The organism is Lentzea tibetensis, from assembly GCF_007845675.1.
GTDB lineage: Bacteria > Actinomycetota > Actinomycetes > Mycobacteriales > Pseudonocardiaceae > Lentzea > Lentzea tibetensis.
This window is the reverse complement of record NZ_VOBR01000018.1, coordinates 20812-45142: the sequence shown is the minus strand read 5'-3', so window position 1 is coordinate 45142 and position 24331 is coordinate 20812. Positions and strand designations below refer to the sequence as shown.

The window sequence follows — 24331 nt, the reverse complement described above, 5'->3', positions numbered from 1 at the left end:
ATGTCGAGCGACCGGAGAGAACTCATGACCACTACGGAAATTCCGTCCCAGACCTCGAACGGGCACAAGGTGGCCGTCGAGAAGACCGAGACCGCACCGACCGAGGTCCCGACCTCTCTCAGCGCGAACCCGGCGCTGCTCGGTTACCCCGCGTTCGCCATCGGGGCGCTGTCTCTCGCGCTGTTCCTCACCGGCTTCAACCAGACCACGATCCCCAGCACGCTCGCGGGCGGGCTGCCGATCATGATCGTGGCCAGCGGCTTGCTGCTGATCGTCGCGAGCATCTGGGCCATCAAGCGCAACGACGGCGTGCAGGCCGCGATCTTCGGCCTGTTCGGCGCGTTCTGGCTGAGCTTCACCGTCCTGATCGTCGGCCTGCTCGACAACTGGTTCGGCAAGCTCCCGGAGCCCGCTCAGCGCGGCGCGAACGCGAACTTCCTGCTCGTGTGGTTCGTACTGATGCTGGCGATGACGTTCGCGACGCTGCGCCTGCCGAAGGCCATCACGCTGCTGTTCGTGCTGGTCGACTTCTCGCTGATCACGCTGTTCTCGGCGGTCAGCATCGCTCGTCCCGGTGCCGGTGGCGACCCGTTCATCCTGCACCCCGGCATCGCCGCGCTGTTCATCATGCCGTTCCTCGGTCTGTACCTCTTCATGAGCGCCACGAACGCCGCTCTCGGCGGCAAGTCCTTCCCCATGGGAAAGCCGTTCATCAAGCGCTGAGGTTCAGCACAAGTGGTCCTGCTTGGTCTCGGTGGCGAATCGCCACCGAGACCAGGGTCGGTTTCAACTACTTCGAGGTGAGAACATGACTGCACTGTCCCGTCGAGGATTCCTGGCCGGTACGGCGATCGGCGGAGCGAGCCTGGTGGCGGGAACGTCGGTCGCGACGGCCGCCGCCGAGGCCGCCAGGACGTGCGCCCCCTTCGGGCCTGTCACCATCCCCGTCGGTGATCCTCGCTACCTGAGCGTGCAACGCGCGCACAACACCAGGTACGTAGGAAGCCCCGACTACTCCAAAGTAGTAGGCACACCAGCACACGTCGTCTCCGCCGTCGGCGACGCCGTCGCCGCGGGCAAGCGCATCGCCGCGCGCTCCGGCGGCCACTGCATGGAGAACTTCACGACGACGGACGTCAAGGCGCTCATCGACCTCTCGCAGCTGGACGAGGTGTACTACGACGAGGCCAAGCGCGCGTTCTGCGTCGAGCCGGGCGCCACGATCGGCCGGATGGCCGAGACCCTGTTCAAGGGCTGGGGCGTCATGATCCCCGGCACCGGCTGCGCGGCCGTCGGCGTCGGCGGCCACATCCCCGGTGGCGGCTACGGCTTCTACTCGCGCCGCTACGGCATCACCGTCGACCACCTGTACGCGATCGAGGTCGTGACGGTCGACGCGGCAGGCACCCCCAAGCTGGTGGTGGCGACCCGCGAGGCGACCGACCCGAACCGCGACCTGTGGTGGGCGCACACCGGCGGTGGCGGCGGCAACTTCGGCATCGTCACGAAGTACTGGTTCCGCTCGCCCGGTGCCACGTCGACCGATCCGCGCAAGCTGTTGCCCAGCACGGGCAACCAGCGCGCCCGCATGGTCATGTACTCGTGGCAGGGCATGTCGGAGCAGTCGTTCATCAAGCTGATCCGCAACTACAGCAACTGGTTCGAGGCGAACAGCGCGCCGGGCAACCCGAACACCAAGCTCTGGGGCACCCTCTTCGCGAACCACGCCGCCGCGGGCACGATCGGCGTGCTGGCCGGCGTCGAGGACACCGTGTCCGGCGGCCAGGCCATGCTGGACGCGCACTTCAACTCGATCATGGCGGACGTCGGCGCCACGCCCATCGCGGACTTCGGCGAGGTCACCTCGTGGCTCGACCCGCGCAACTGGGTCAGCGACCCGGCGGGCCGTCAGAAGAACAAGACCGCGGACCTGCGCAAGGGCTACAGCGACGCGCAGATCTCCACGATCTACCGCTACCTCAACGATCCCGGCTACTCCAACGCCAACGCGCTGGTGAACATGACCGGGTTCGGCGGCCAGATCAACAGCGTCGCGTCCGACGCGACCGCGGCCGTGCACCGCGACTCGATCCTGCGCGTGTACTTCACCGCGGGCGGCTGGACCGGCGAGTGGGAGGACGAGACCCACATGACGTGGGTGCGCAACCTCTACCGCGACGTCTACGCCACCACCGGCGGCGTGCCCGTGCCGAACGCGACCAACGGTGGCGCGTTCATCAACTACGCCGACAGCGACCTGCTCGACCCGGCGTGGAACACCTCGGGCGTGCCGTGGCACACCCTCTACTACCGCGACAACTACCCGCGCCTGCAGCGCATCAAGAAGCGCTACGACCCGCGCAACGTGTTCAAGCACTCCATGTCCATCGTCCCCGCCTAACGATTGGAAGCCGCCCATGTCCACGCAGCTGTTGGCGCCACCGGCGCCTGATCGGATCAGGGGCCGCACCGCGGTCGCGCTCGCCGTCGTGGTCAGCTTCTGGGCGCTCATCCTCGTCGACGAGATGGTCGTGAACATCTCGTTGGCGCAGATAGGAACCGCGCTCGACCTGACGCAGGTCGAGCTGTCGCTGGTGGTGAACGCCTACCTGCTCCCCTACGGCGGCCTGCTGCTGCTCGGGGGACGGGTGGGCGACATCCTCGGCAAGCGCAGGGTGTTCGTCGCCGGCATGGCGTTGTACACCATCGGTTGTCTCGCTCGGGTCGTCGCGCCCGACGCGTGGCTGCTGATCCTCGCGCGCGGTGTGCAGGGCGCCGGTGCGGCCCTTGCCACGCCGTGCGTGCTCGCGTTGATCATGAACATGTTCGCCGAGGGTGCGTTGCGCCGCAAGGCGATCGGCGTCTACACCATCGCCGGTGGCACCGGCGCGGCCGTCGGCCTGCTCCTCGCGGGCGCGCTCGGGTCGTTCGGCTCGTGGAAGCTGCAGATGGGGCTGGCCGGTGTGATCGGGCTGGTCCTGCTGGTCGTCACGCCTGCCGTCGTCGGTGAGACGCCTCGGGAGTCCGGCCGGTTCGACGTGGCGGGTGCTCTGGTGTCGACGCTCGGGCTCGTCGCGCTGGTGTACGGGCTGACCAGCTCGCAGACCAACGGCTGGGCCAGTGCGTCCTGGTACGTCGTCGGCGGTCTGGTGCTGCTCGGGGTGTTCGTGACGATCACCCGGCGGGCCGCGCAGCCGCTGCTGGACCTGTCGCTGTTCTCCGACCGGTCGCGCGTCGGCGCGTACCTGGTGCTGGCGCTCATGCCCGGCACGCAGATCGGCCTGTTCTTCTTCCTCGGCCAGTACCTCCAGCTCGTCGCCGGGTACACACCGATGACGGTGGCGCTGGCGTTCCTGCTGGTGTCGGTGGGCATGGTCGGTGCCGCCGGTCCGGCCGGCAAGCTGGACGCGCGCATCGGCGGGCGTCAGGTGATCGTGCTCGGCGCGTTGATGCTGGTGGCCGCCAACGTGTGGCTGCTGCGGATGGAGCCGGGCGACTCGTTCTGGACCGCCATCCTGCCGTCGCTGCTGCTGGTCGGCGCCGGGCTCGCGTTCACGATCATCCCGGCGACCGTGCACGCCACGTCGGGTGTCGAGGACTCCGGTTCCGGCTCCGCCTCGAGCGTCGTCAACGCCGTGCAGAACGTCGGCTCGTCGATCTCGCTCGCGATCATCGTCGCGATCGCGACGGCCGTGTCGGCTTCCGCGGCCCCGGACGCCCAGTTCACGGCGTCGATGTCCGGCAGCTTCGCCGCAGGTGCCGGCTTCGCCGCAGCCATCATCCTGGCCTCGCTGCTGATCCGCTCCCGCCGCTAGGCCGAAATGCCGTCAGGGCCACCCCTCGCTGAGGGGTGGCCCTGACGGCGTTCAGGCGATCAGGTCGGCGATGTTGGTGACGATGGTGGTCAGCGGGCTGCCCACGCCGAAGACCTGGTCCACGCCGAAGGACTTCAGGCGGTCGTGGTCCTGTGCGGGGATGGAGCCGCCCACCACCACGGCCACGTCGTCGAGGCCCGCGTCGCGGAGTGCGGCCATCACGGCCTCGCACTCGGTGAGGTGGTTTCCGGACAACGTGGACAGGCCCAGCAGAGCCGGATCCTCCTGCGCCACCGCGGAAACGAGGTCCTGCGCCGTGGCGTGGCCGAGGTAGACGACCTCCATCCCGGCTTCCTTCAGCGCGTTCGACACGACGATGGCGCCCCGCCAGTGGGCGTCCATGCCGAGCTTGGCCACGATGGCCTTGCGTCCTTGCAATGCGGTCACCACAGCGGGAACTCCCATCGTCCGAGCTCGTCGCGGAACACCAGGCCCAGCTCGCCGAGCGTCACGTCGGCGTCGACCGCGGCCAGCACGGCGGGCATCACGTTGACGCCGTCGCGGCAGGCCTGTGCCACAGCCTTCAGGGCAGGACCGACTTCGGAACGCCGAGAGCGCACCAGTTCCAGGCGCGCGACCTGCCGTTCCAGCGTGTCGTCTGGGATCTCGAAGAGCATCGGCTGCTCGTCGTCGCCCTCCAGCTGCGTGTTGACGCCGACGACGAGCGAGGTGCCGTCCTCGATGGCCTTCTGGTCGGCGAACGCGGTGCGCGCGAGCTCCGCGTGCACCCAGCCCTGCTCGGTCGCGGCGACGACACCACCGATGTCGTCGATCACCGCGACCAGCTCGGCCGCGCGGGCCTCCAGCGAGTCCGTCAGGTACTCGACGAGGTGACTGCCGCCCAACGGGTCCGCGACCTTCGCGACACCGGTCTCGTGCAGCAGCACGTACTGCGTGCGCAACGCGGTCATCGCGGCGTGCTCGGAGGGAATGCACACGGCCTCGTCGTACCCGTTGAGGTGCAACGACTGCGTGCCGCCGCACACCGCGGCGAGACCCTGCAGCGCACTGCGCGCGATGTTGACGTGCGCGTGCCGGGCGGCGTTCGTCACGCCCGAGGTCTGCACGTGATAGCGGAACGCCTGTGCGCGCGGCGAAGTGACACCCAGCTCGTCGCGCACCCACGTGGCCCACATCCGGCGCAGCGCGCGGTACTTGGCCACTTCCTCGAAGAAGTCGTTGTGGGCGTTGAGGAAGAACGAGATCCGCGACAGCACGCGGTCCGGGTCGTGGCCGCGCCCGATCAGCTCACGCGCGACGGCCTGGCCGTGCGCGAGGCACAGGGCCATCTCGAACGTGGCGTCCGCACCGGCCTCGCGGTAGTTGTACCCGCTGACGCTCACCGGGTTCCAGCGCGGCACCTCGCGCAGCGCGAAGTCCGCGAGGTCGCACGCCAGCCGGAACGACCCGGCGGGCGGCAGTGCCTCCGGCGCGATCGTGATGGCCGTTTCCATCAGGAAGTCGTTCTGGCTCGTACCCGCGAGGGAGGTGCGCGCAAAGCCCTGGCGTTCCGCGGAACGCAGGTACATCGCGAGATGCGCGACGGCACCGATCGGCTGCGACGACACCAGCGACACGCTGACGGAGTCCAGCGGAATGGCCTTGAACAGGTCGTCGAAGTCGTCGCGCACGTCGACCGCCACGCCGCCACGCCCGACGTCGGCCCGCGCGCGCGGCTCGTCCGAGTCGAACGCGCGCAGGCTCGGGTAGTCGAAGACGCCGTTGATGCCGGTCGAGCCGTTGTCGAGCAGCATCCGGTAGCGGGCGTTGGTGTCCTGGGCCGTGCCGAACCCGGCGAGCTGCCGGATCGTCCACGGCCGCTCGCGGTACATCGTCGGCCGGATTCCCCTGGTGTAGGGGAACTCCCCCGGCCTGCCGACGCGGTCGGACAGGCCGGGTGCCACCAGGTCATCACCCGCGACCGCGGGTAGCGGAATACCACTCGCCGATGCCGTCACCAGCCAAAACTAGCTTCAACGGCTCTCAGCTGAGTCTCTACCGGTAACCGGTGGTGTCCGCGGGCTTGCCGGCGTCCTGGACCTCGACCATGTACCGCCACGCGTCCGGCTGGCTGCCGTCGGCGTCCGTGAAGCCGTACACCTTGGCGAGCTGGCCGCTGGACAGCGACTCCCCGTTCCACCGCGCCACATCGGGGTCACCGGCGAGAGCGGCCACCGCGCGTCCCACGAACGCGGGCGACTCGGAGATCGCGAAGTGCGGCTGGAACCGGGTGGCGTCCATCCAGTTGTCCTCGGTGACACCGAACTCGCCGAGCATGAACTCCGAACGGAGCCAGCCCGGCGTGAGCAGGACGGCGGTGGCGCCGTGCGGCTTCACCTCGTGCGCCAGCGCGAACGCCATGCGGCTGACGGCGCCCTTGGCGAGGTCGTAGAAGAACGAGTTGCGGTAGTTCTTCGAGTTGTACTCGTCCGTGCCGTCGGTGATCTCGATGACGAGCCCGCCGGGCTGCTTGATGAGCAGCGGCAACGCGAAGTGGCTGGTGATGGCGTGCGTGTCGACGGCGAGGCGCATGGTGTGCAGCCCGCTCTCGAGGTCGACCTCCCACACCGACTTCTGCCACTCGATCTTGGTGGTGCCCCAGATGTTGTTGACCAGCACGTGCAACGCGCCCTGCTCGTCCTCGATGCGCTGCACCAGCGCCTGCACCTCGGCGGGCACCAGGTGGTCCACCTGGACGGGAATACCCGTGCCACCGGCGGCCGTCACCAGCTTGGCGGTCTCCTCGATCGTCTCCGGCCGGTTCATCTCCGACTTCTGGCTGCGGGTCGTCCGGCCCGTGACGTAGACGGTCGCGCCCGCCGCGCCCAGTTGCTCGGAGATGCCCCTGCCCGCGCCACGCGTTCCGCCCGCGACCAGTGCGACCTTTCCTGCCAGCGATTCAGTCATGCGACGCACCGTATCGGTGCGTTCTCAAGCCGCGCTCGAGCCGATCCCGACACCATCGGGCGCATGGACGAGCAGATCGTGCGGGCCTACCTCGACCGCCTCGGCGCCTCCACGCCGATCACAGCCGACCTCGACACGCTGCGGGAACTGCACCAGCGCCACCTGTACGCGGTGCCGTTCGAGAACATCTACACGCGCATCGGCACACCCGTCGACCTCGACGAGGACGTGTACGTCGACAAGATCGTGCGCCTCGGGTACGGCGGCGGCTGCTACGAGCTCAACGGTGCCTTCGGGGCGCTGCTGCGTGCGCTGGGCTACCAGGTGACGCTGCTGGGCGCCGCGCCGTTCAAGCCCGACGGCGTGCCCATGTTCGCGCTGGACCACCTCGTGCTGCGGGTCGACCTCGACCACCCGTACATGATCGACGTCGGCTTCGGCCAGGGCTACATCTTCCCGATCCGCATGGACACCGACGAGGTGCAGCACGACCCCGCCGGCACGTTCCGCGTGACCGAGGCCGAGCACGGCGACGTGGACGTGTGGTTCGACGGCAAGCCGAAGTACCGCGTGGAGTCCCACCCGCGCCGCTGGGTCGACTTCATGCCGTCCTGGGAGTGGCACCAGGTCGCGACCGAGTCGTTCTGGAACACCATGGACCTCTGCTCGCTCGCCACACCCACCGGGCGGATCACGTTGCACGGCAACAGGTTGCTGACCACGTCCGACGGCGAGACGACCGAACGCACGCTGGACGAGGCCGAGCTGGTCGAGGTCTACCGCGGCACGTTCGGCATCCAGCTCGACCAACCGCCTGCCGCGCAACGCCTACAGCGCGTCTAGGAAGCGCTCGACCACGCCGACGAGCTCCGGCACGCCGTCACCGCGGTCCGCCCGCGTGAGCAGCACCGGAGCTCGTCGAGCGGTGACTCCCAAGGCGTTGCGCAGCGATCGCGCCGTCACCTGGGCACCGGGCAGGTCGGACTTGTTCACCACGAACACGTCCCCGACCTCGATCACGCCTGCCTTCATGGCCTGCACCGAGTCGCCCGCGTTGGGCGTGCTCACCAGCACGGTGCAGTCGGCGGACGCGGCCACCGCGATCTCGCTCTGGCCCACCCCCACGGTTTCCACGATGATCCGGTCGAACCCGAGCGAGTCGAGCACCCGGATCGCCGCGGGCGTCGCCACCGCGAGACCACCGAGCTGCCCGCGCGCGGCCATCGAGCGGATGAACACGCCGCGATCGCCCGCGTGCGAGCGCATCCGGATCCGGTCGCCCAGCACGGCGCCGCCGGTGAACGGGCTCGACGGGTCGACTGCGAGCACCGCGACCGTCTGGCCGCGCATGCGGTACGCGGTGATGACCTTGTCGACGAGCGTGGACTTGCCCGCGCCGGGCGGGCCGGTGATGCCGACGACGGACGCGTTGCCCGTGACCACGTCGAACGCCGCCTCGCCCGCCTCGATCCTCGAGATGAGCCGGGCGCCCGCGCGCACGTCAGCGGGCAGCACCGACGTACTTCCGCAGGTGCTGGGCGGTCAGCGTGTCCGCGTTCGCCACCAGGTCGGCGGGCGTGCCGGTGAAGACGACCTTGCCGCCGTCGTGCCCGGCACCGGGTCCGAGGTCGATCAGCCAGTCGGCGTGCGCCATCACGGCCTGGTGGTGCTCGATGACGATCACCGTGTTGCCCGCGTCGACGAGCCGGTCCAGCAATGCCAGCAGCTGGTCGACGTCCGCGAGGTGCAGGCCGGCGGTCGGCTCGTCCAGCACGTAGGTCGCCGACTCGGACGCCATGTGCACCGCGAGCTTCAGCCGTTGCCGCTCACCGCCGGACAACGTGGTCAGCGGCTGCCCCAGCCGCAGGTACGACAGGCCGACGTCGACCAGCCGGTCCAGCACGGTGCGGACGACTCCGGACGGGAAGAAGTCGACCGCTTCCGAGACGGACATCGCCAGCACCTCGCTGATGTCCTTGCCGCGCAGCTTGTACTCGAGCACGGAGGCCGTGTAGCGCTTGCCTTCGCAGTCCTCGCACACGGACGCCACGCCTGCCATCATCGCGAGGTCGGTGTAGATGACGCCGAGCCCCTTGCAGTTCGGGCAGGCGCCCTCGGAGTTCGCGCTGAACAACGCGGCCTTCACCTTGTTGGCCTTGGCGAACGCGGTGCGGATCGCGTCGAGCATGCCGGTGTAGGTCGCCGGGTTGCTGCGCCGCGAACCGCGGATGGCGGCCTGGTCGACGATCACCACGTCGTCCTTTTCAGACAGTGAACCGTGGATCAGCGACGTCTTGCCCGAGCCCGCGACACCCGTGACGACCGTCAGCACGCCCAGCGGGATGTCCACGCTCACGTTGCGCAGGTTGTGCAGCTTCGCGCGCTTGATCGGCAGCTTGCCCGTGCTCGTGCGCGGCTCCTCGCGCAACGTGACGCGGTGGTCGAAGTACTGCCCGGTCAACGTGTCCGACGCGCGCAGCCCGGCCACGTCACCGGTGAAGCAGATGTGCCCGCCGTCGGCGCCGGCACCGGGACCGAGGTCGACGACGTGGTCCGCGATCTCGATGGTCTCCGGCTTGTGCTCGACCACGAGCACGGTGTTGCCCTTGTCCCGCAACGAGAGCAGCAGGCCGTTCATGCGCTCGATGTCGTGCGGGTGCAGCCCGACCGTCGGCTCGTCGAACACGTACGTGATGTCGCTGAGCGAGGACCCGAGGTGCCGCACCATCTTCACGCGCTGCGCCTCGCCGCCGGACAAGGTCCCGGACTCGCGGTCCAGCGACAGGTACCCGAGGCCGATCTCGACCAGCGACTCCAGGGTCGCGGTCAGCATCGCGAGCATCGGCGCGACGGCCTTGCCGCGCACACCGCGCACCCACGTCAGCAGGTCGTCGATCTGCATCGCGCAGCACTCGGCGATGTTGCGGTTGCGGATCTTCGACGACAGCGCGGCCGGGTTGAGCCTGGTGCCGTCGCACGTGGCGCAGTGCGTGAACGTGACGACCTTGTCGACGTACGCGCGCATGTCCGGGCGCATCGCGTCGCGGTCCTTGGTGAGGTAGATGCGGCGCATCTTCACCAGCAGGCCCTCGTAGGTCGTCTTGCCGTTGCCCTTCTTCTGCTTGGTGGCCTCGCGGTTGAGCAGGTCGTCCCACTGCTGCTTGGTGAAGTCCTTGAGCTTGACGTCCGGGTCGAAGTAGCCGGACTCGACGATGATCTGCCAGTACCACGAGCCGACACCGGTGTGCGGTGCGGTGATCGCGCCGTCGTTGAGCGACAGGTTCCGGTCGAGGATCTTGTCCACGTCGATGTCCGACACGTACCCGCGGCCCTCGCACGACGGGCACGCGCCCTCTGGCGTGTTGAAGCTGAACGCGCTCGACGTGCCGACGTGCGGCTTGCCGAGCCTGCTGAAGATGATGCGCAGCATGGTGTGCGCATCGGTGGCCGTGCCGACCGTCGAACGGGAGTTCACGCCCATCCGCTCCTGGTCGACGATGATCGCCGCGCTCAGGTTCCGCAGCGAGTCGACGTCCGGGCGTCCGATCGACGGCAGGTAGCCCTGGACGTACGCGGTGTAGGTCTCGTTGAGCAGCCTGCGCGACTCGGCCGCGATCGTGCCGAACACCAGCGACGACTTGCCGGACCCGGACACGCCGGTGAACACGGTGAGCCTGCGCTTCGGGACGTCCAGCGACACGTCGGCCAGGTTGTTGTGCCTGGCGCCGCGGACCTCGATCACGTCGTGGTTGTCGGAAGAACCCATGCCGAACATCATGGCCGCCGCTCGACGAGCGCGAGCACCCTGGTGGGGCTGCCGGAGCCGCGCACGATCGGCAGCGGTGACGCGATCAGCACCGCGCCGGTCGGGGGCAGCGAGGCGAGGTTCCGCAGCTGGGTGAGGCCGTACTTGCCCGCGCCGTGCAGGTACCAGTGGCACGGGTAGGGCCGCTCGAACTCACCTGCCCGCCCCGCGTCCGTGCCCACGGTCTCCACGCCGATTCCCACGATCGGGGTCTCCTCGGCGAGCCAGCGCGCGCAGTCGACGGCCACACCGGGGGTGTGGCCGTCGTTGAGGAAGTTCTCCCGGCCTTCCCAGCCGGTGCGGTAGAGCAGCCAGCCGTCCTCGGGCAACGGGCCGTGCTCCGACACCCACTGCTCGACATCCGACTGCTGCAACAGGAAGTCCGGGTTCTCCGCGGCCTGCGCCGAGAAGTCCAGCACCACGGCGGGACCTACGAGCTTTCCCGGTGGCACCTCGGACACGTCGTGCGATCCCTTGCCGGACAACCAGTGCACCGGCGCGTCGAAGTGCGTGCCGGTGTGCTCGGACAGCCGGATGTTGTTCCAGTACACGGTCGGGCCGAGCGCGTCGAAGTCGCTGATCACCTCGCGCGAGAACGGCCACGGCTGTCCGCGCTCGGACGGAAGGTTGATGATCGGCGTCTCCTCGGACAGCGGCGCGGTCAGGTCGACGACCTCGATCGCGCCGCCGCGCAGTGCCGCGACCAGCTCGCTGAGCACCGCTACACCGCCTGGATCTCGTCGCCGCAGCACACCTCAACCGCCACAACCACCATCGTGAGCACGTCACACCGCCTGGATCTCGTCGCCGTCCACCTTGAGCCCGAACTCCGGCAGCGGCTGCTTGGCCGGTCCGCTGGTGACCGTGCCGTCCTTCATGTTGAAGACGCTGTAGTGGCACTCGCAGGTGATCTGCCCGTCGCGCACGGCGGTGACCTTGCAGCCGCGGTGCGTGCAGATCGCCGAGTAGGCCTTGAACTTGCCCTCCTCGGGCTGGCACACGACCACGCCGGCCTCGGCGAAGATCTCGCCGCCGCCGACCGGGATGCCGGACACCTTGCCCAGCGGTGTGCCGGACGGTGGCGCGTCGGCGGTGCGGACGACCTCACCGCACGCGCCGACGGCGGTTCCTGCGATCACGGCGCCGGTACCCGCGATCACGGCGCGCCTGCTGTAGGCGTTGCTCATGGCGGCTATCCCCTCATCGAGCCTTCGACCAGGTCCGATGCGACGATGCCCGCCGCCGCTCGAAGCGCGCTAAAGAACTCCTCGCCGCGGTGCCCGGTGGCCGCGAGGTGGCCGTCGGGACGGGCCAGCCACCAGCCGGTGCCGTAGGTGTCGAACAGGCGCTCGTCCTCGGCCATCGCGACGGTGACCTCGGGCGGCAGCCCCGCGACCGACGAGCCGTACGGCAGCACCACCACCAGGTTCGCGGGCAACGGCCACGGCCGCAGCTGCGCGGCGTCGATCATCTCGACGGCCTCGATGCGGTTGCGCGCGAAGACCAGCCCGACGAACTCGTCGCCGAGCAGCCTGCGCAGCCGCGTCGGGGAACCGTTGACGTACACCCGGCCGTCCGGCGCGAACGCACCGAGCAGCGGGTGTCCCTTCTGGATGATCGCCGAGTCCGTGTAGTGGTAGGGCTCGGCCATCTTGCCGCTGTTCACGTGCTTGCGCGCGAGCCCGAGCCAGCCGGACAGCGTGAGCAGCACCGAGCGGGTCAGCCTGCGGATCCGGTTGGGCGGCACCATGAACCGGATCGTGGCCTCGGTGACCCGCAGGTTCTCCTTCGCCGCGGCGTACCGCTCGTCGTGGTAGGTGTCGAGCAGCTCGTCCGGCGCGGTGCCTGCCAGCACGAGCGGGAGCTTCCACGCGAGGTTGTCCGCGTCCTGGATGCCGCTGTTCATGCCGCGCGACCCGTACGGCGGCAGCGCGTGCGCGGCATCACCGGCGAACAGCACGCGCCCGACCCGCAGCCGGTCGACGACCCGCTGGTGGAACCGGTAGGTGCTGACCCAGTCGATCTCGTACGGGATGTCGCCGATGACCTTGCGCACCCGTTCGTCGAACCGGCCGTCGGCGCGCTCGGCCTCGATGTCCGCGTCCGGCGGGAGCTGCCAGTCGATGCGCCAGATGTCGTTGGGCTGCGGGTGCATGACGAGCTGGCGGCCGGGGTTGAACGACGGGTCGTAGTGGAAGTGCCGTTCCTTGGCGAGCGGCAGCTTGGCCCTGATGTCGGTGATCAGGAACCGGTCTTGGTGCGTGTACCCGGTCCACTCGACGCCGAGCATCTCCCGCAGTCCACTTCGGACACCGTCGCACGCGATGAGGTAGGAGAAGCTCAGGTCGAAGTCGCCGCTGGCGCTGTCGACGCGCACGGTGACCGCGTCGTCGTCCTGCGAGACGCCGATGACCTTCTGGCCCCACCGGATGTCGATGGCAGGCTCGGCCTCCGCGGCGTCGACCAGCACCTGCTCGATGCGGAACTGCGAGATGTTGACGAACGGCCCGTACCCGAGCCCGCGCGGGAACTGCGCCGCGCGGATCTCCTGGTTGCGCACGTACGTCCGGGCGGTGGTCCACGTGACACCCTCGTCCGCGATCTGCTGGGCGCACCCGAACTTGTCGAGCACCTCCAGCACGTCGCCCTGGATGAGGCACGCCTTGGAACCCTGCTTGATCAGGTGGGGATCGGCTTCCAGCACGACGCAGTCCACGCCGAGGCTGGCGAGCCGCAGTGCGGCGACCAGCCCGACGGGGCCGGCACCGACGATCCCGACCGGTGCTTCGATGATCACGGCGCCCCCGTGGTTTCGGTGTCGACCGCGTGGAAGACGGGGATGTCCCGCACCGCGGCCAGGTATGGAGTTCCTTCGGTGTAACCGGTCCCGGTCGCCTCGCCGAGCATGCGCACGGCGAGCCGGTAGTGCGTCTGCCGCCAGCGCAGCAGCGCCCGCGCGAACGCGCTCATGGCCTCGGACAACGGCTTGAGCGCGTCCTCGGCGATGACGTCGGACGCGCAGAGCTCCCGGTACGCCTCGTCGAGCGTGGGCTGGCTGCCCAGCACGCGTTCGCGGACGTCGGGCACCGAGCGGTACGCGGGTGAGTCCACCCGGCTGGTGTCCGGTGTCCGGCACAGCGACTCGACCAGTTTGTAGTTGCGCGATTGAATCGCACTCGCGCCTTCGGTGAAGTCGCGGAAGGTGCGGAACGACTCGATCTGCATGGTCGCGAGCATCGAGAACAACGGGGCGGACTCTCTCAACGCGGTCTCAGAGCTGTTGACGAAGTGCACGGCCCGTTCGATCTCACCGTCGCCGATGGCCGCGATCGCGCCGCGGATCTGCGTCGCCAGCAGCGAGAACGTCGTCTCGAACGTCTGGAGCACGCGCAGGAACAGGTACTCGTCGTGCATCGTGTAGACGGGCAGGATGCTCAGCTCGAGCGCACGCCGTTCGGCGTAGGACATGTCGTCGTGCACTGCGGCGCAGGCCTGGCGCGCGAGGTCGCCAGGCTCGGTGGCGGTGAGCCCGGTGTCGAGCGCCATGCGGGCCAGCGCGGGCCGGATCACCCGCAGCCCGTGCCGGAACCGCTTGCCGACGTGCACCTCTGCGGGCCGCAACTGCGGCAGCAACGTCGTGCGTCCGTCCAATGCGGACACCTCGAACGCCAGTGCGTCCGCGACGAGCTGCGCGGTGAGCCGGTCGCATCGGGTGCGCGCGAACGGCGCCTGCTCGACCGGGTCGTCCGGGCCCGGCAGCTGGAGCAGCGCCAGCGCCAGGTAGGACGGGTAGTCGTAACGCTTGTCCGGCTTGTCCAGCGCGGTGGTCAGGAACGACGCGAGCGTCTGCACGTTCGGCCACGGGCCGCTCAGCTCCGGCAGCATGTCGCGCACGCCGGACAGCATCTCCAGCAGCTCCGGTGAGACGAAGTGCTTGCCCGCGCTGTGGTACTCGCGGACCACGGCGCCGTACGGGAAGCTCTTGACGGCCGGAGCGCGCAACCAGGACCTCAACTCGGCGGTGGACATGGCTCTACCGCCCGCTTCTGACGTCGTCGAGTGCGTCGCACAAGGCCGCGACGTCCTCCTCGTTGTTGTAGTAGTGGAAGGAGATGCGAACGAGATCGCCGCGCGGGCTCACCGTGACGTCGCGACTCGCGAGACCACGGGCCAGCGCGGCCGGGTCGGGATCGACCAGGCCGATGTGCGCGCCGCGTCGCTCCGGTGGCAACGCGTGTACCTGTTCCCCTTGACCGGTCAGCCGGCTCGCGGCCAGCTCGGTCAGTTGCAGCACGTGCATACGCACCTCCGCGAGGTCGAGCGCTCCGATCAGGCCAAGGGCGGCGTTCGCCGCGTAACACGCGGGCACCGGCGGCGTCCCGGTCTCGAACCGGGACGCCGTGCCGGGGAAGTCCAGCGTCGTCGGGTCGAACGCGAACGGGTTGACGCGGCCGAACCACCCGGTCAGCTGCGGCACCCGGTCGGTGAGCTCCGGGTCGCGCACGTACAGGAAGGCGAGGCCCGGCAGGCCGGGCAGGTACTTCGACGCACCCGCCACCAGGAAGTCGCAGTCCAGTTCGGACACGTCGACCGGCATGACGCCGACCGCCTGGTACGCGTCGACGAACACCTGCGCACCCACCTGTTCCGCGGCGTGCACGGCTCGTTCGACCGGCAGCCTCCGGCCGTGCTGGTAGCTCACCAGCGGCACGGACACCAGGCGCGTGCGGCGGTCGACGAACCGTTCGTAGTCCTCGGGTTCGGCGGTGAAGACGACCTCGGCGCCGCGCGGCTGCTGGGCCAACCAGACGTGCGCGATGGACGGGAACTCCACCGGAGTTGTGACCACCTTCCACCGTTTCCCGAACTCCATCGTGGAGGCTGCTTGATAGGCGCCGGTGGAGGCATTGGGCAGCAAGGCGATCTGGTCTTCATCGGCGCCAACCAGCTTCGCGAACCCCTGACGTGCGAGGAGGACCTCACGTTCGAACGACTCCCACGCGTTGCCGGAGAGGTCGTCCGCCATGCGCAGGAGTGCGTCGTCCAGGTCGGACGAGCGCGCGCCGATGCTGCAGCTGGCCAGGTGGACCCTCTGCTCCAGTGCGGGGAAGTGCTTGCGGAACACCGCTGCTGTCATGTCGTGTCCCCCATCGGCCCTGTTCTGGTGAGCTCGGTGCGGACGTCCCACAGCGACGGGAAGAACTTGTGCGCGATGAGCTTCGCGAGCACGTCGACCGGCGTTCCCTGGGTGCCGACGACCTGGTGGCCGATCACGCGGGTGGCCATCTTGTAGTGGCGCACGCGCCACAGCGAGATGCGCTCGTCCCACTCGATCATGGCCTCCGCGAGCCGCTGCTCGTCGCTGTCGACCTTGCTGCGGTACAGCTCGGCGAGGTCGACGCCGCGGCGTTCGACGAGGTCGGTGAAGGCGCGGTCGACAACCCTGCTGGTGCGCTGCACGGACCGCCAGCCGGGTGAGTCGGCGCCGGAGCCGTGGCCGAGCACGGTTCTGATCGTCTGGAAGTCCCACGGCGACAGGTGCCGCATCATCTCCAGCTGGTCGGTGACGAGGTGGACGCCGAGCGCGGCCCGGCCCAGCAGCCGGATCGCGGCCTCCAAGTCGTCGCGCCCGATGCACTCGGCCGCCTCGGCGACCTCCGCGCAGGCCAGCTTGAGCCACAGCTCGGTGGACTGGTGCACCACCTGGAACAGCAGCTCGTCGCGGTGCACGACCTCGTCCGAGCCGCGTTGCAGCGACAGCAGCGCATCGGTGCGCATGTACCTCGCGTAGTCGTCGCGTCCCTCGCCGGTCAGCACCTGCCGGGCGTAGTCCTTCATGTGGCGAACCCCTCCGCCGGTATGACGATTTCCTGCGGCAAAGCTACGAAGTTCACCTATCAGCGCGGTCTTCGCTCCAGTCTCATTCGATTGCTCCTGTGCACGGTGCGGCAGACGATTTCGGCCATGCTGACTCGACTCGTCGCGGCCACCGCCGCCGTACTCCTCCTGCACAGCACCGTTGTGGTGCCCGCCGCCGCGCACGGGGCGGATCCGCTGGTCATCGGCCACCGCGGCGCCGCCGGTTACCGTCCCGAGCACACCGCCGCGTCCTACGAGCTCGCGGCTCGGATGGGTGCCGACTACGTAGAGCCGGACTTGGTGTCCACAAAGGATGGTGTGCTCGTCGCCCGGCACGAGAACGAGATCGGCGGGTCGACCGACGTGGCGTCGCACCCCGAGTTCGCTTCTCGGCTCACGACGAAGAACGTCGACGGCTGGGACATGACCGGCTGGTTCACCGAGGACTTCACCCTGGCCGAGCTCAAGACGTTGCGCGCGCGGGAGAGCCAGCCTTCACTTCGGCCGGCGAACACGGCGTGGGACGGGAAGTACCAGATCATGACGTTCCAGGAGGTCATCGACCTCTCGCGGCGGCTGTCGCGGCAGCTCGGGCGCGAGATCGGCCTCTACCCGGAGACCAAGCACTCCGCGTACTTCGCGGCTCTGGGTCTGCCCCTGGAGCCGGCGCTCGTGCGGACGCTGAACGTCAACGGGCTCAACCACCGACGCGCCAAGGTGTTCGTGCAGTCGTTCGAGTCGGACAACCTGCGCGCGCTGAACCGGCAGCTGCGCGTTCCGCTCATCCAGCTGGTGTGGGAACCCGCGCAGGTGACGCCCGCGCGCTTGCGCGAGATCGCCTCGTACGCGGATGCGGTCGGGCCGCACATGACGATGGTGATCAGCTGGAACTCGGACGGTTCTCTGGGAGCTCCTACAACGCTGGTTCGCGACGCGCACCGAGCTGGGCTGGCCGTGCACGCGTACACGTTCGCGGCCGACGACCTGCCGACCGGCCAGACGTTCACCTCGTTGCTGAAGGCGTACTACCGGCAGGGCATCGACGGCGCGTTCGCCGACCACCCGGACGTCGCGGTGGCGGCCCGGCGCCGGTAAGAGCCGGGTGATAGGCGTGCTGGCTAGCGTCGGTCGCGTGACTTTGCGCAGGCGGTTGACTCGTTCGCGCGGCAGGCTCGTCGCGCTCGCCGCGGTCGTCGTCGTTCTTCTGGGCGCGACCGCGGTGTGGATCTCACGTGAGGACCCGGCCCCGGACTTCCAGGTGGAGGACGGGTTCGTGGAGGTGTCCGGCGCCACGCTGGACACGAGCCTGTACATACCCTCGCAGACACCGGCGCCCGCCGTGCTGCTGGCGCACGGGTTCGGCGGCGACAAGCACAGCACCGAGAAGGACGCGCGCGAACTCGCCGCGGCGGGCTTCGTCGTGCAGACCTACTCGGCGCGCGGCTTCGGCCGCAGCACCGGCAAGATCGGCCTGAACGACCCCGACCTCGAGGTGGCCGACGCGCGTTTCCTGGTGTCCCGCCTGGCCTCCCGTTCCGACGTGGTGCTGGACTCCCCCGGTGATCCCCGGATCGCGGTGTCCGGTGCCTCCTACGGCGGCGGCCTGTCGTTGCTGCTGGCCGGCACGGACTCGCGCATCGACGCGCTGGTACCGGTGATCACCTACAACTCGCTGGCTGAGGGGCTGCTGCCGAACGGCGTGTTCAAGGGCGCCTGGGGTGGCTTCCTCTACTCGATGGGCGTCGACTCCGTCGTGTCCTCTTCGGACGGTGTCGCCCCGGCTTCGTTGGCCACGCCGGTTTCCGGGGTGTGCGGACGGTTCACCCCGGAGATCTGCCGGGCATGGACCGAGGTGGCCACCACCGGGACGATGGGTCCCGAGACCACTGCTCTGCTTCGGCGCGTCTCGCCGCTGACCGTGACCGACAAGATCAAGGCGCCTACGCTGCTGGTGCAGGGCGAGCAGGACACGCTGTTCGGGCTCGACCAGTCTGATGCGAACGCGGCGCAGATTCCCGGGCCTGTGCAGCAGGTGTGGTTCGCCGGTGGTCACGACGGCGCCTATCCCGATGACGAGCTGCGGGCCCGGATCATCTCGTGGATCTCGTTCCAGTTGCGCGGAGCCGGCTCGAACCCGTTCGGTGCCTTCGAGTACGACGTGCAGGGCAACATCACGCCCGAGGGCATTCCTTCCGCTCGCACCGTTCGGGCCGATCCTGCTGGTGCTACCCGCCGCTCGGTGGAGCTTCTCGGTGATGCGCAGACGATCATCACGCCGCCCGGTGGCCTGCCCGCCGCGATCAGCGGTATGCCGGCGTTGAACAGCCGGTTGGCGCAGACCCCGTGGCTGTCCTCGTTGTTCGGCATGGACCTGCCCGGCCAGCAGGCCGCGTTCACCTCGGCCCCTCTGGAGTCGCAGCTGCTGGCAGCCGGTGCTCCTCGCGTGCGGCTGCGGGTGTCCGCGGTCGGCCCGCCCGGCGACGGCGTGTTGTTCCTGAAAGTCTTCGACAAGGACCCCAACGACAACAGGACGTTGCCCGGCAACGCGGTCATGCCGGTGCGCCTGCCTCCGCTGCCCGCCGACGGCTCGCCGGTCGAGGTCGACGTCGAGCTGTCCGGCATCGTGCGCCCGTTCGAGACCGGTCACACGCTGCAGGTCGTGGTCGGCACGACGGACCAGAACTTCCGCACGCCCACCACTCCGGCTTCCTACCGGGTGTCCCTGGTGGGCCCGGTGTCGGTGCCCGTGGTCCCCGGCGCGCCCACCTCGTCGTTGCTGCCCGTTGGCCAGCTGCTCGGCATTCTCGGTGTGCTCGTGCTGGCTCTGGTGCTCGGTTTCGTGCGGCGCCGCCGCAGTCCCGATGTGGACTCGTCTTTGTCGGACACGCCTCTGGTGATCTCTTCGCTGACCAAGGCGTACCCCGGTGGCGTCACCGCGGTCGACGACCTGTCGTTCTCGGTGGCACGCGGCCAGATCCTCGGTCTGCTCGGTCCCAACGGCGCGGGCAAGACCACGACCCTGCGCATGCTGATGGGCTTGATCAAGCCCACGGCCGGTGAGATCAGGGTGTTCGGCAGCCTCATCACGCCCGGTGCTCCGGTGCTGTCGCGGGTGGGTTCGTTCGTGGAGAGCGCAGGGTTCCTGCCGCACCTGTCGGGCATCGAGAACCTGCGCCTGTACTGGGCCGCGACAGGTCGTCCCGCTGCGGATGCCTGCTTCGACGAAGCGCTGGAGATCGCCGGCCTGGGTTCCGCTCTGTCGCGCCGGGTCCGGACGTACAGCCAGGGCATGCGCCAACGTCTGGCGATCGCCCAGGCCATGCTGGGTCTCCCCGACCTCTTGGTGCTGGACGAGCCGGCCAACGGCCTCGACCCGCCCCAGATCCACGCGATGCGCGACGTGCTCCGCCGCTACGCAGCGGCAGGCCGCACCGTGGTCGTGTCGTCCCACCTGCTGGCCGAGGTCGAACAGACCTGCTCGCACGTGGTGGTCGTGCACCACGGCCACGTGATCGCGTCGGGCACGGTGTCCGAGATCGCGTCGGCGGGCGGCGCGTCGAGCTTCACCGTGGACCAGCCCGTTCTGGCCGCCTCCGTACTCGGGCCTTTGGTGACCGCGGTCGAGGGCTCCGTGGTGCACGCCGACCTGGGCACGTCGTCCATCGGCACGGCCGTGTCGGCTCTCGTGGCCGCGGGCGTGTCCGTGGAACGCGCCGGCCCCCGCGTCCGCCTGGAGGACGCGTTCCTGCAACTCGTCGGAGAGGGATCATGACCGCTGCCGGGTACGCGCCTTCCCGCACGCTGCGGCTGGGGGTGGAGCTGCGCCGCCAGCTCCGGCGCCGTCGCACCAAGATGCTGCTCGCGCTGACCGCTCTCCTGCCTCTGCTGCTGGTGGTGGCGTTCGGGTTCGGCGAGACTCCGGACACCGCCAAGCGCGGTGGCACGTTCGCCGACCTGGCGATGGTGTCCGCGCCCAACTTCGTGGTGTTCGGGTTCTACGTCGCCGGCGCCTATCTGTTGCCCGTTGTGGTGGCAGTGTTCTTCGGTGAGGCGGTTGCTTCCGAGGCCTCGTGGTCTTCCCTGAAGTACCTGTTGGCCATACCTGTTCCTCGGTTGCGGTTGTTGCGGCAGAAGGCCTTCGTCGCCGGGTGGTTGTCGTTGGCCGGGCTGTTGTTGTTTCCCTTGTGTGCCTTTTTGGTCGGGGTGATTTGGTACGGGGCTGGGGATGCGACCAGTCCTACCGGGGACGCTGTGCCGTTCGGGAAGTCCGTTGTCGCGTTGTGCGTTGCTTCCGGGTACATCGTGGTTCAGTTGAGTTGGGTTGCTGGGCTTGCGTTGTTGCTGTCCGTGGTGCTTGACGCTCCTCTTGGGGCTGTGGGTGGGGCTGTGTTGGCCGGGGTGTTGTCGCAGATCCTCGATGCGATCACCGCGCTTGGGGGTGTTCGGGAATTCTTGCCCACGCACTACACGTTCTCCTGGATTGACGTGTTCTCCACCGATGTCAACTGGACCAACATGGCTAGTGGGGCTCTGTTGTCCTTGGGGTACTGCTTGGTCTTCTGTGTGTTTGCTGCTCGGCGGTTTGCTCGCAAGGACATCACCAGCTGAGGGGCTTGGGGCTTTCTGGTGTGGGGTGGGGAGGGGCTCGCCCTTCGGATGCTTGGGATTATTTGGCTGCCGGTTTGTGCTCGGGGGCCGCGCCCGGTTGGCAGTGCGGGGGTTGGGAGTGCGGCGGGCGCTCTTTCTTTTGGTATCTGCCGGTTTCGTCGGGCTCCCTCGGTACCTGCCGGTTTCGCTGGGCTCCCTTGGTACCTGCCGGTTTTGGTCGGCGCTCCCTTGGTACCTGCCGGTTGGGCGGCGCTCGCTTGGTTCGCGCCGGAGGATGCCTGCGTGAGCGCGGGCACGTCGACGCGCCCAACAACTCGGCGACCGCACACACCCACGTGCGGCGCGCGGCCGGGGTCAGGGCAAGACGGTGCGAGAGCAGACCAGCGCGCGGCTGCTCAAGCGGAGCGGCGAGCGTCCACCGGGCCCCGCCGGTGCCAGACCAGCCCGCCCCCGTCGCCTTCCTCAGGGCTGACCACAGAAACCACGCGCCCCAGCAGAATGGTGTGGTCCCCGCCATCCCGTACCCCGTCGGGAGTGCACAGGATCCGCAGCCGCACATCACCCAACTCGGGTGCATCCCCGTGCAGCACGGAAACCCCGGCGAACCGGTCAATGGGCTTGGCGAAGTGGAACGCCAACCCCTCCTGCCCCGGTTCCAGCACGTGCAGACACACCCGCCGCGCGGCGACGACCATGTCGTGGCTGTAGTTGGACCGGTTGAGGCACACGGCCACCAGGGGCGGAGACGCCGACACCGAGCACACCGCGTTCACCGTGAGGCCGATCGGCTCACCGGACGGGCCGTAGCACGTCAGCACGGTGAGCGGCGCGGCCAGCTGGGCCATCGCGTGGCGGAACGTGTCCGCGTCCACGGAAGTAATAGTCGGCTCCACGCCACCAAAAGTAGCGAGACGACCTATCAGGAAACTCTCAAATCTCGCTGGAATGCGGTGAGACCGGGATGAGAGCGGCGATATCTAGTTTTCTCCCGGGAGGTATGCGACATGACCGTCACACATACCGGCTGGTCGCTGTCCGATCAGCTGCCGGAGCGGGTTGTGCCCAGCAGCCTGTACGACTCCGACGGCTGGCTGCGCACCTGGGAGACCAACACCATCGAGCAACGCACCCGGTTCGGCTACATCAGCGACGAACGCGGGGATGTGCTGCCCTTGTACGAGATCACCTCGTCGCCGTTCTGGCACGGGTACGAGGTGCAGTGCGAGCTGGTCGGGCGGTTCGGGAAGCCGATCTTGTTCGCCGGGTCGACGTACTCGATGTACGGCAAGCGAGGGGCGGTGTCGCACGCGTTGATCCGCGGCGCGCACGCCACGGCGATGGAGTGGATCGAGAACGGGCCCGCTGACCTGCTCATCGTGCCCAACCTGACCGACGAAGGTGTGGAGAGCTGGCTCGACGCGGCGCCGGAGCCCGTCGGCAAGGTGTTGTTGGAGCGCACTTACAGCGTTGCGGTTGAGGGGACGTTTCGGGACCACCTGTGGCGGCATCTGCCGGAGAAGATCCGCAAGGACGTCGAGCGCAGGCTGCGGCGGTCGTCCGAGCGCGGGCTCACCATCCGCATGGTCACCGGTGCCGAGGCGCACGACCTGGTCAAGTACGCGTACCCGTTGACCGTCGACACCAGCGACAAGAACGACTGGCCCGCGTTGTTCAGCGAGCAGTCGTTGAACGCGATGCTCGACGTGCCCGGCGCGATGCTGGTCGCTGCCGAGATCGGTGATCGGCTGGTCGGCGCGTTCTTCTCGTTCGTGCACGGCGACGAGGTCACGTTCATGTGCGGCGGTATCGAGTACTCGACGTTGAAGGAGTACAGCACCTACATCGCACTGATGTACGGCTGCGTCCGGTGGTCCTACGAGAACGGCATGCGCCGCATGGAGTGGGGCCGCGACAACTACCGGTTCAAGGAGAAGCACGGCTTGGACAGCACCGATCTGTGGGCCCTGGTCTACGCGCCCTCCGCGAGACCTGATCTCGTGCCCGCTCTGGAAGGCATGCACAGCGTGCTTTCCGCCTATATCAAGGGTGTGTGATGGGATCAGGTCAGCGGCGCGCCGCCCTGTTGCTGATCGCGGTCATCAGCGTCAACGCCTCGTACACGGTCCTGATCCCGTTCGTCCCCGACCTCGAGCACCGGGTCGGTGCGGGGCCGGTGACCATCGCGCTCATGTTCGCGCTCTTCGCCGCGACGAAGGCGTTGTTCCAGCCCGTCGGCGGGTGGTGGGTCGACCGCTGGCGGGCCAACGCCGTCGCGTGCGTGTCGTTGCTCATCGCGGCGGCGGGCATCGTGGTCACGGCGTTCGCGACGGACTCGTTCACGCTGCTCGCCGGGCGAGCGCTGTGGGGTGTGGGTGAAGGGCTCGTGTCCCCCGCGTTGTACGCCGGGATGTCCGCGCTGTGCAACGTCTACGGCATCTCGACCAGCCGGATGATGGGCAACTTCGGGTCGGCCGCGATCGCCGGGTTCCTGCTCGGGCCGCTGGTCGCCGGCGTGGCCACACCGCTCGGGCTCGAAGCGTTGTTCCTCATCGGTGCCGTCATCACCGCGGCGACTGCTTTCGGTCTGCTGCAGGCGATTCCGGCCCGGCGCGTCGAGACGCACGAGGAACAGCAGACGGAGTCGAAGGAGTCCGTCGGCAAGTGGTGGGTGTGGGTGCTCGCGCTGGGCGGGCTGGACATGTTCACCTCGATCATCTACTCGGCGCTGGAACCCGTGCTCCCGCTGTACCTCAGCACCGTGCGGGACGACGCGCGCGGCGCGATCTCGATCGTGTTCGTCGTCGGGCTCGCGACGTCCGGGCTGAGCATGTTCGTACTCGGCCGGTACGCGGAGAAGCTGCGCCTCACCACGATGGTGAAGGTCGGGCTCGGGTTCCTCGCGGTCGGACTGGCCGGCACGGCGATCAGCGCGGACGTGCTGGCGGTCGCGGCGTGGTTCGTGCTGTTCATGGTCGGGTACGCGGCGCTGTTCCTGAGCGCGCGGCGCGGCATCGTCGAGCTCAAGTCCGCGGCGGGCAACCACGGCAAGGCGTTCGGGCTGTTCGGGTTCATCTCGGACGTCGGCAGCGTGCTCGGGCCGATCATCGGCGTCGTGCTGTACGAGCTGACCGGGCGGTTGTCGTTCGTGTTCCTCGGCGCGGTGTCCGGACTCCTGTTGGCAGCACTGGTGTTCGTCGTGGTGCCGCAGCGCGAGTACCGGAAGGAGAAGGAACTGATACCGGCCGGCGACACAGTGGGCTGAGAACCAGGAAGATCG

General features: G+C 68.7%; 21 protein-coding genes. 9 read left to right on the top strand and 12 right to left on the bottom strand.

Annotated elements, in window-relative coordinates; all coding sequences use genetic code 11:
- Positions 1-24 precede the first annotated feature (24 nt).
- The 3 genes from FKR81_RS26375 to FKR81_RS26365 all read left to right on the top strand — a co-directional run bounded on the left by FKR81_RS26375 (position 25) and on the right by FKR81_RS26365 (position 3815).
- Positions 25-723 (top strand): acetate uptake transporter family protein, encoded by a 699-nt coding sequence (locus FKR81_RS26375; RefSeq protein WP_186763183.1) that lies wholly within the window; start codon positions 25-27, stop codon positions 721-723.
- A gap of 85 nt (positions 724-808) precedes the next feature.
- Entirely contained in the window at positions 809-2401 is a 1593-nt protein-coding gene (locus tag FKR81_RS26370) for an FAD-binding oxidoreductase (RefSeq protein ID WP_146355536.1), read from the top strand.
- Positions 2402-2417: 16 nt separating this feature from the next.
- Complete coding sequence (locus tag FKR81_RS26365; RefSeq protein WP_146355534.1) at positions 2418-3815, top strand: MFS transporter; 1398 nt, start codon at positions 2418-2420, stop codon at positions 3813-3815.
- A gap of 51 nt (positions 3816-3866) precedes the next feature.
- On the opposite strand, the gene FKR81_RS26360 is transcribed toward FKR81_RS26365, so the two are convergent.
- Genes FKR81_RS26360 through FKR81_RS26350 form a run of 3 tightly spaced genes read right to left on the bottom strand, consistent with a single transcriptional unit; the run spans position 3867 to position 6782 of the window.
- A complete protein-coding gene (locus tag FKR81_RS26360) occupies positions 3867-4280 on the bottom strand; it encodes a cobalamin B12-binding domain-containing protein (RefSeq protein WP_146355532.1) in 414 nt (137 codons plus the stop codon).
- On the bottom strand, positions 4259-5833 hold the full coding sequence (locus tag FKR81_RS26355) for a methylmalonyl-CoA mutase family protein (RefSeq protein WP_146355530.1): 1575 nt from the start codon (positions 5831-5833) through the stop codon (positions 4259-4261). The genes FKR81_RS26360 and FKR81_RS26355 overlap by 22 nt, the downstream gene beginning before the upstream one ends.
- 37 nt (positions 5834-5870) lie before the next feature.
- Positions 5871-6782, bottom strand: a complete 912-nt coding sequence (locus tag FKR81_RS26350) for an SDR family oxidoreductase (RefSeq protein ID WP_146355528.1) — start codon at positions 6780-6782, stop codon at positions 5871-5873.
- A 63-nt stretch (positions 6783-6845) separates the two neighbouring features.
- On the opposite strand from FKR81_RS26350, the gene FKR81_RS26345 reads away from it, so the two are divergent.
- On the top strand, positions 6846-7625 hold the full coding sequence (locus tag FKR81_RS26345; RefSeq protein WP_146355526.1) for an arylamine N-acetyltransferase family protein: 780 nt from the start codon (positions 6846-6848) through the stop codon (positions 7623-7625).
- On the opposite strand, the gene meaB is transcribed toward FKR81_RS26345, so the two are convergent.
- The 8 genes from meaB to FKR81_RS26305 form a co-directional block, all read right to left on the bottom strand.
- Entirely contained in the window at positions 7611-8297 is a 687-nt protein-coding gene (meaB, locus tag FKR81_RS26340; protein ID WP_146355524.1) for a methylmalonyl Co-A mutase-associated GTPase MeaB, read from the bottom strand. The genes FKR81_RS26345 and meaB overlap by 15 nt on opposite strands.
- Positions 8284-10548 (bottom strand): ATP-binding cassette domain-containing protein, encoded by a 2265-nt coding sequence (locus FKR81_RS26335; RefSeq protein ID WP_146355522.1) that lies wholly within the window; start codon positions 10546-10548, stop codon positions 8284-8286. The genes meaB and FKR81_RS26335 overlap by 14 nt, the downstream gene beginning before the upstream one ends.
- A gap of 8 nt (positions 10549-10556) precedes the next feature.
- Positions 10557-11306 (bottom strand): cyclase family protein, encoded by a 750-nt coding sequence (locus FKR81_RS26330; protein ID WP_235921784.1) that lies wholly within the window; start codon positions 11304-11306, stop codon positions 10557-10559.
- Between the two features lie 66 nt (positions 11307-11372).
- The gene (locus tag FKR81_RS26325; RefSeq protein ID WP_146355519.1) at positions 11373-11774 is read right to left on the bottom strand and encodes a Rieske (2Fe-2S) protein; all 402 of its coding nucleotides are present in this window, start codon (positions 11772-11774) and stop codon (positions 11373-11375) included.
- 5 nt (positions 11775-11779) lie between these two features.
- Entirely contained in the window at positions 11780-13384 is a 1605-nt protein-coding gene (locus FKR81_RS26320; RefSeq protein ID WP_222598406.1) for an FAD-dependent monooxygenase, read from the bottom strand.
- Entirely contained in the window at positions 13381-14616 is a 1236-nt protein-coding gene (locus FKR81_RS26315) for a tryptophan 2,3-dioxygenase (RefSeq protein ID WP_146355517.1), read from the bottom strand. The genes FKR81_RS26320 and FKR81_RS26315 overlap by 4 nt, the downstream gene beginning before the upstream one ends.
- Positions 14617-14620: 4 nt before the next feature.
- A complete protein-coding gene (locus FKR81_RS26310) occupies positions 14621-15724 on the bottom strand; it encodes an aminotransferase class V-fold PLP-dependent enzyme (RefSeq protein ID WP_146355515.1) in 1104 nt (367 codons plus the stop codon).
- Complete coding sequence (locus FKR81_RS26305; protein ID WP_146355513.1) at positions 15721-16425, bottom strand: tryptophan 2,3-dioxygenase family protein; 705 nt, start codon at positions 16423-16425, stop codon at positions 15721-15723. Before FKR81_RS26305 ends, FKR81_RS26310 begins: the two co-directional genes overlap by 4 nt.
- A 126-nt stretch (positions 16426-16551) precedes the next feature.
- Here FKR81_RS26305 and FKR81_RS26300 point away from each other — a divergent pair, with 126 nt between their 5' ends.
- The 3 genes from FKR81_RS26300 to FKR81_RS26290 are packed head-to-tail and all read left to right on the top strand — an operon-like array spanning position 16552 to position 21054.
- The gene (locus tag FKR81_RS26300) at positions 16552-17541 is read left to right on the top strand and encodes a glycerophosphodiester phosphodiesterase family protein (RefSeq protein WP_146355511.1); all 990 of its coding nucleotides are present in this window, start codon (positions 16552-16554) and stop codon (positions 17539-17541) included.
- A 37-nt stretch (positions 17542-17578) separates the two neighbouring features.
- A complete protein-coding gene (locus tag FKR81_RS26295) occupies positions 17579-20218 on the top strand; it encodes an alpha/beta fold hydrolase (RefSeq protein ID WP_235921783.1) in 2640 nt (879 codons plus the stop codon).
- Complete coding sequence (locus FKR81_RS26290; RefSeq protein ID WP_146355509.1) at positions 20215-21054, top strand: ABC transporter permease subunit; 840 nt, start codon at positions 20215-20217, stop codon at positions 21052-21054. The genes FKR81_RS26295 and FKR81_RS26290 overlap by 4 nt, the downstream gene beginning before the upstream one ends.
- 395 nt (positions 21055-21449) lie before the next feature.
- Here the strand turns inward: FKR81_RS26290 and FKR81_RS26285 are convergent, their stop codons facing one another.
- A complete protein-coding gene (locus tag FKR81_RS26285; protein ID WP_186763182.1) occupies positions 21450-21926 on the bottom strand; it encodes a flavin reductase family protein in 477 nt (158 codons plus the stop codon).
- 132 nt (positions 21927-22058) lie between these two features.
- Here FKR81_RS26285 and FKR81_RS26280 point away from each other — a divergent pair, with 132 nt between their 5' ends.
- Together FKR81_RS26280 and FKR81_RS26275 are read left to right on the top strand one after the other, a co-directional pair.
- Positions 22059-23108, top strand: a complete 1050-nt coding sequence (locus tag FKR81_RS26280; RefSeq protein ID WP_146355505.1) for a GNAT family N-acetyltransferase — start codon at positions 22059-22061, stop codon at positions 23106-23108.
- Positions 23108-24316, top strand: a complete 1209-nt coding sequence (locus tag FKR81_RS26275; protein ID WP_146355503.1) for an MFS transporter — start codon at positions 23108-23110, stop codon at positions 24314-24316. The genes FKR81_RS26280 and FKR81_RS26275 overlap by 1 nt, the downstream gene beginning before the upstream one ends.
- Positions 24317-24331 lie beyond the last annotated feature (15 nt).

Bases quoted from the DNA above. Each gene is read 5' to 3' on its own strand.
- FKR81_RS26375 (WP_186763183.1), top strand. From the start codon at position 25: ATGACCACTACGGAAATTCCGTCCCAGACCTCGAACGGGCACAAGGTG.
- FKR81_RS26370 (WP_146355536.1), top strand. From the start codon at position 809: ATGACTGCACTGTCCCGTCGAGGATTCCTGGCCGGTACGGCGATCGGC.
- FKR81_RS26365 (WP_146355534.1), top strand. From the start codon at position 2,418: ATGTCCACGCAGCTGTTGGCGCCACCGGCGCCTGATCGGATCAGGGGC.
- FKR81_RS26360 (WP_146355532.1), bottom strand. From the start codon at position 4,280: ATGGGAGTTCCCGCTGTGGTGACCGCATTGCAAGGACGCAAGGCCATC.
- FKR81_RS26350 (WP_146355528.1), bottom strand. From the start codon at position 6,782: ATGACTGAATCGCTGGCAGGAAAGGTCGCACTGGTCGCGGGCGGAACG.
- FKR81_RS26345 (WP_146355526.1), top strand. From the start codon at position 6,846: ATGGACGAGCAGATCGTGCGGGCCTACCTCGACCGCCTCGGCGCCTCC.
- FKR81_RS26335 (WP_146355522.1), bottom strand. From the start codon at position 10,548: ATGGGTTCTTCCGACAACCACGACGTGATCGAGGTCCGCGGCGCCAGG.
- FKR81_RS26325 (WP_146355519.1), bottom strand. From the start codon at position 11,774: ATGAGCAACGCCTACAGCAGGCGCGCCGTGATCGCGGGTACCGGCGCC.
- FKR81_RS26315 (WP_146355517.1), bottom strand. From the start codon at position 14,616: ATGTCCACCGCCGAGTTGAGGTCCTGGTTGCGCGCTCCGGCCGTCAAG.
- FKR81_RS26310 (WP_146355515.1), bottom strand. From the start codon at position 15,724: ATGACAGCAGCGGTGTTCCGCAAGCACTTCCCCGCACTGGAGCAGAGG.
- FKR81_RS26305 (WP_146355513.1), bottom strand. From the start codon at position 16,425: ATGAAGGACTACGCCCGGCAGGTGCTGACCGGCGAGGGACGCGACGAC.
- FKR81_RS26300 (WP_146355511.1), top strand. From the start codon at position 16,552: ATGCTGACTCGACTCGTCGCGGCCACCGCCGCCGTACTCCTCCTGCAC.
- FKR81_RS26290 (WP_146355509.1), top strand. From the start codon at position 20,215: ATGACCGCTGCCGGGTACGCGCCTTCCCGCACGCTGCGGCTGGGGGTG.
- FKR81_RS26280 (WP_146355505.1), top strand. From the start codon at position 22,059: ATGACCGTCACACATACCGGCTGGTCGCTGTCCGATCAGCTGCCGGAG.
- FKR81_RS26275 (WP_146355503.1), top strand. From the start codon at position 23,108: ATGGGATCAGGTCAGCGGCGCGCCGCCCTGTTGCTGATCGCGGTCATC.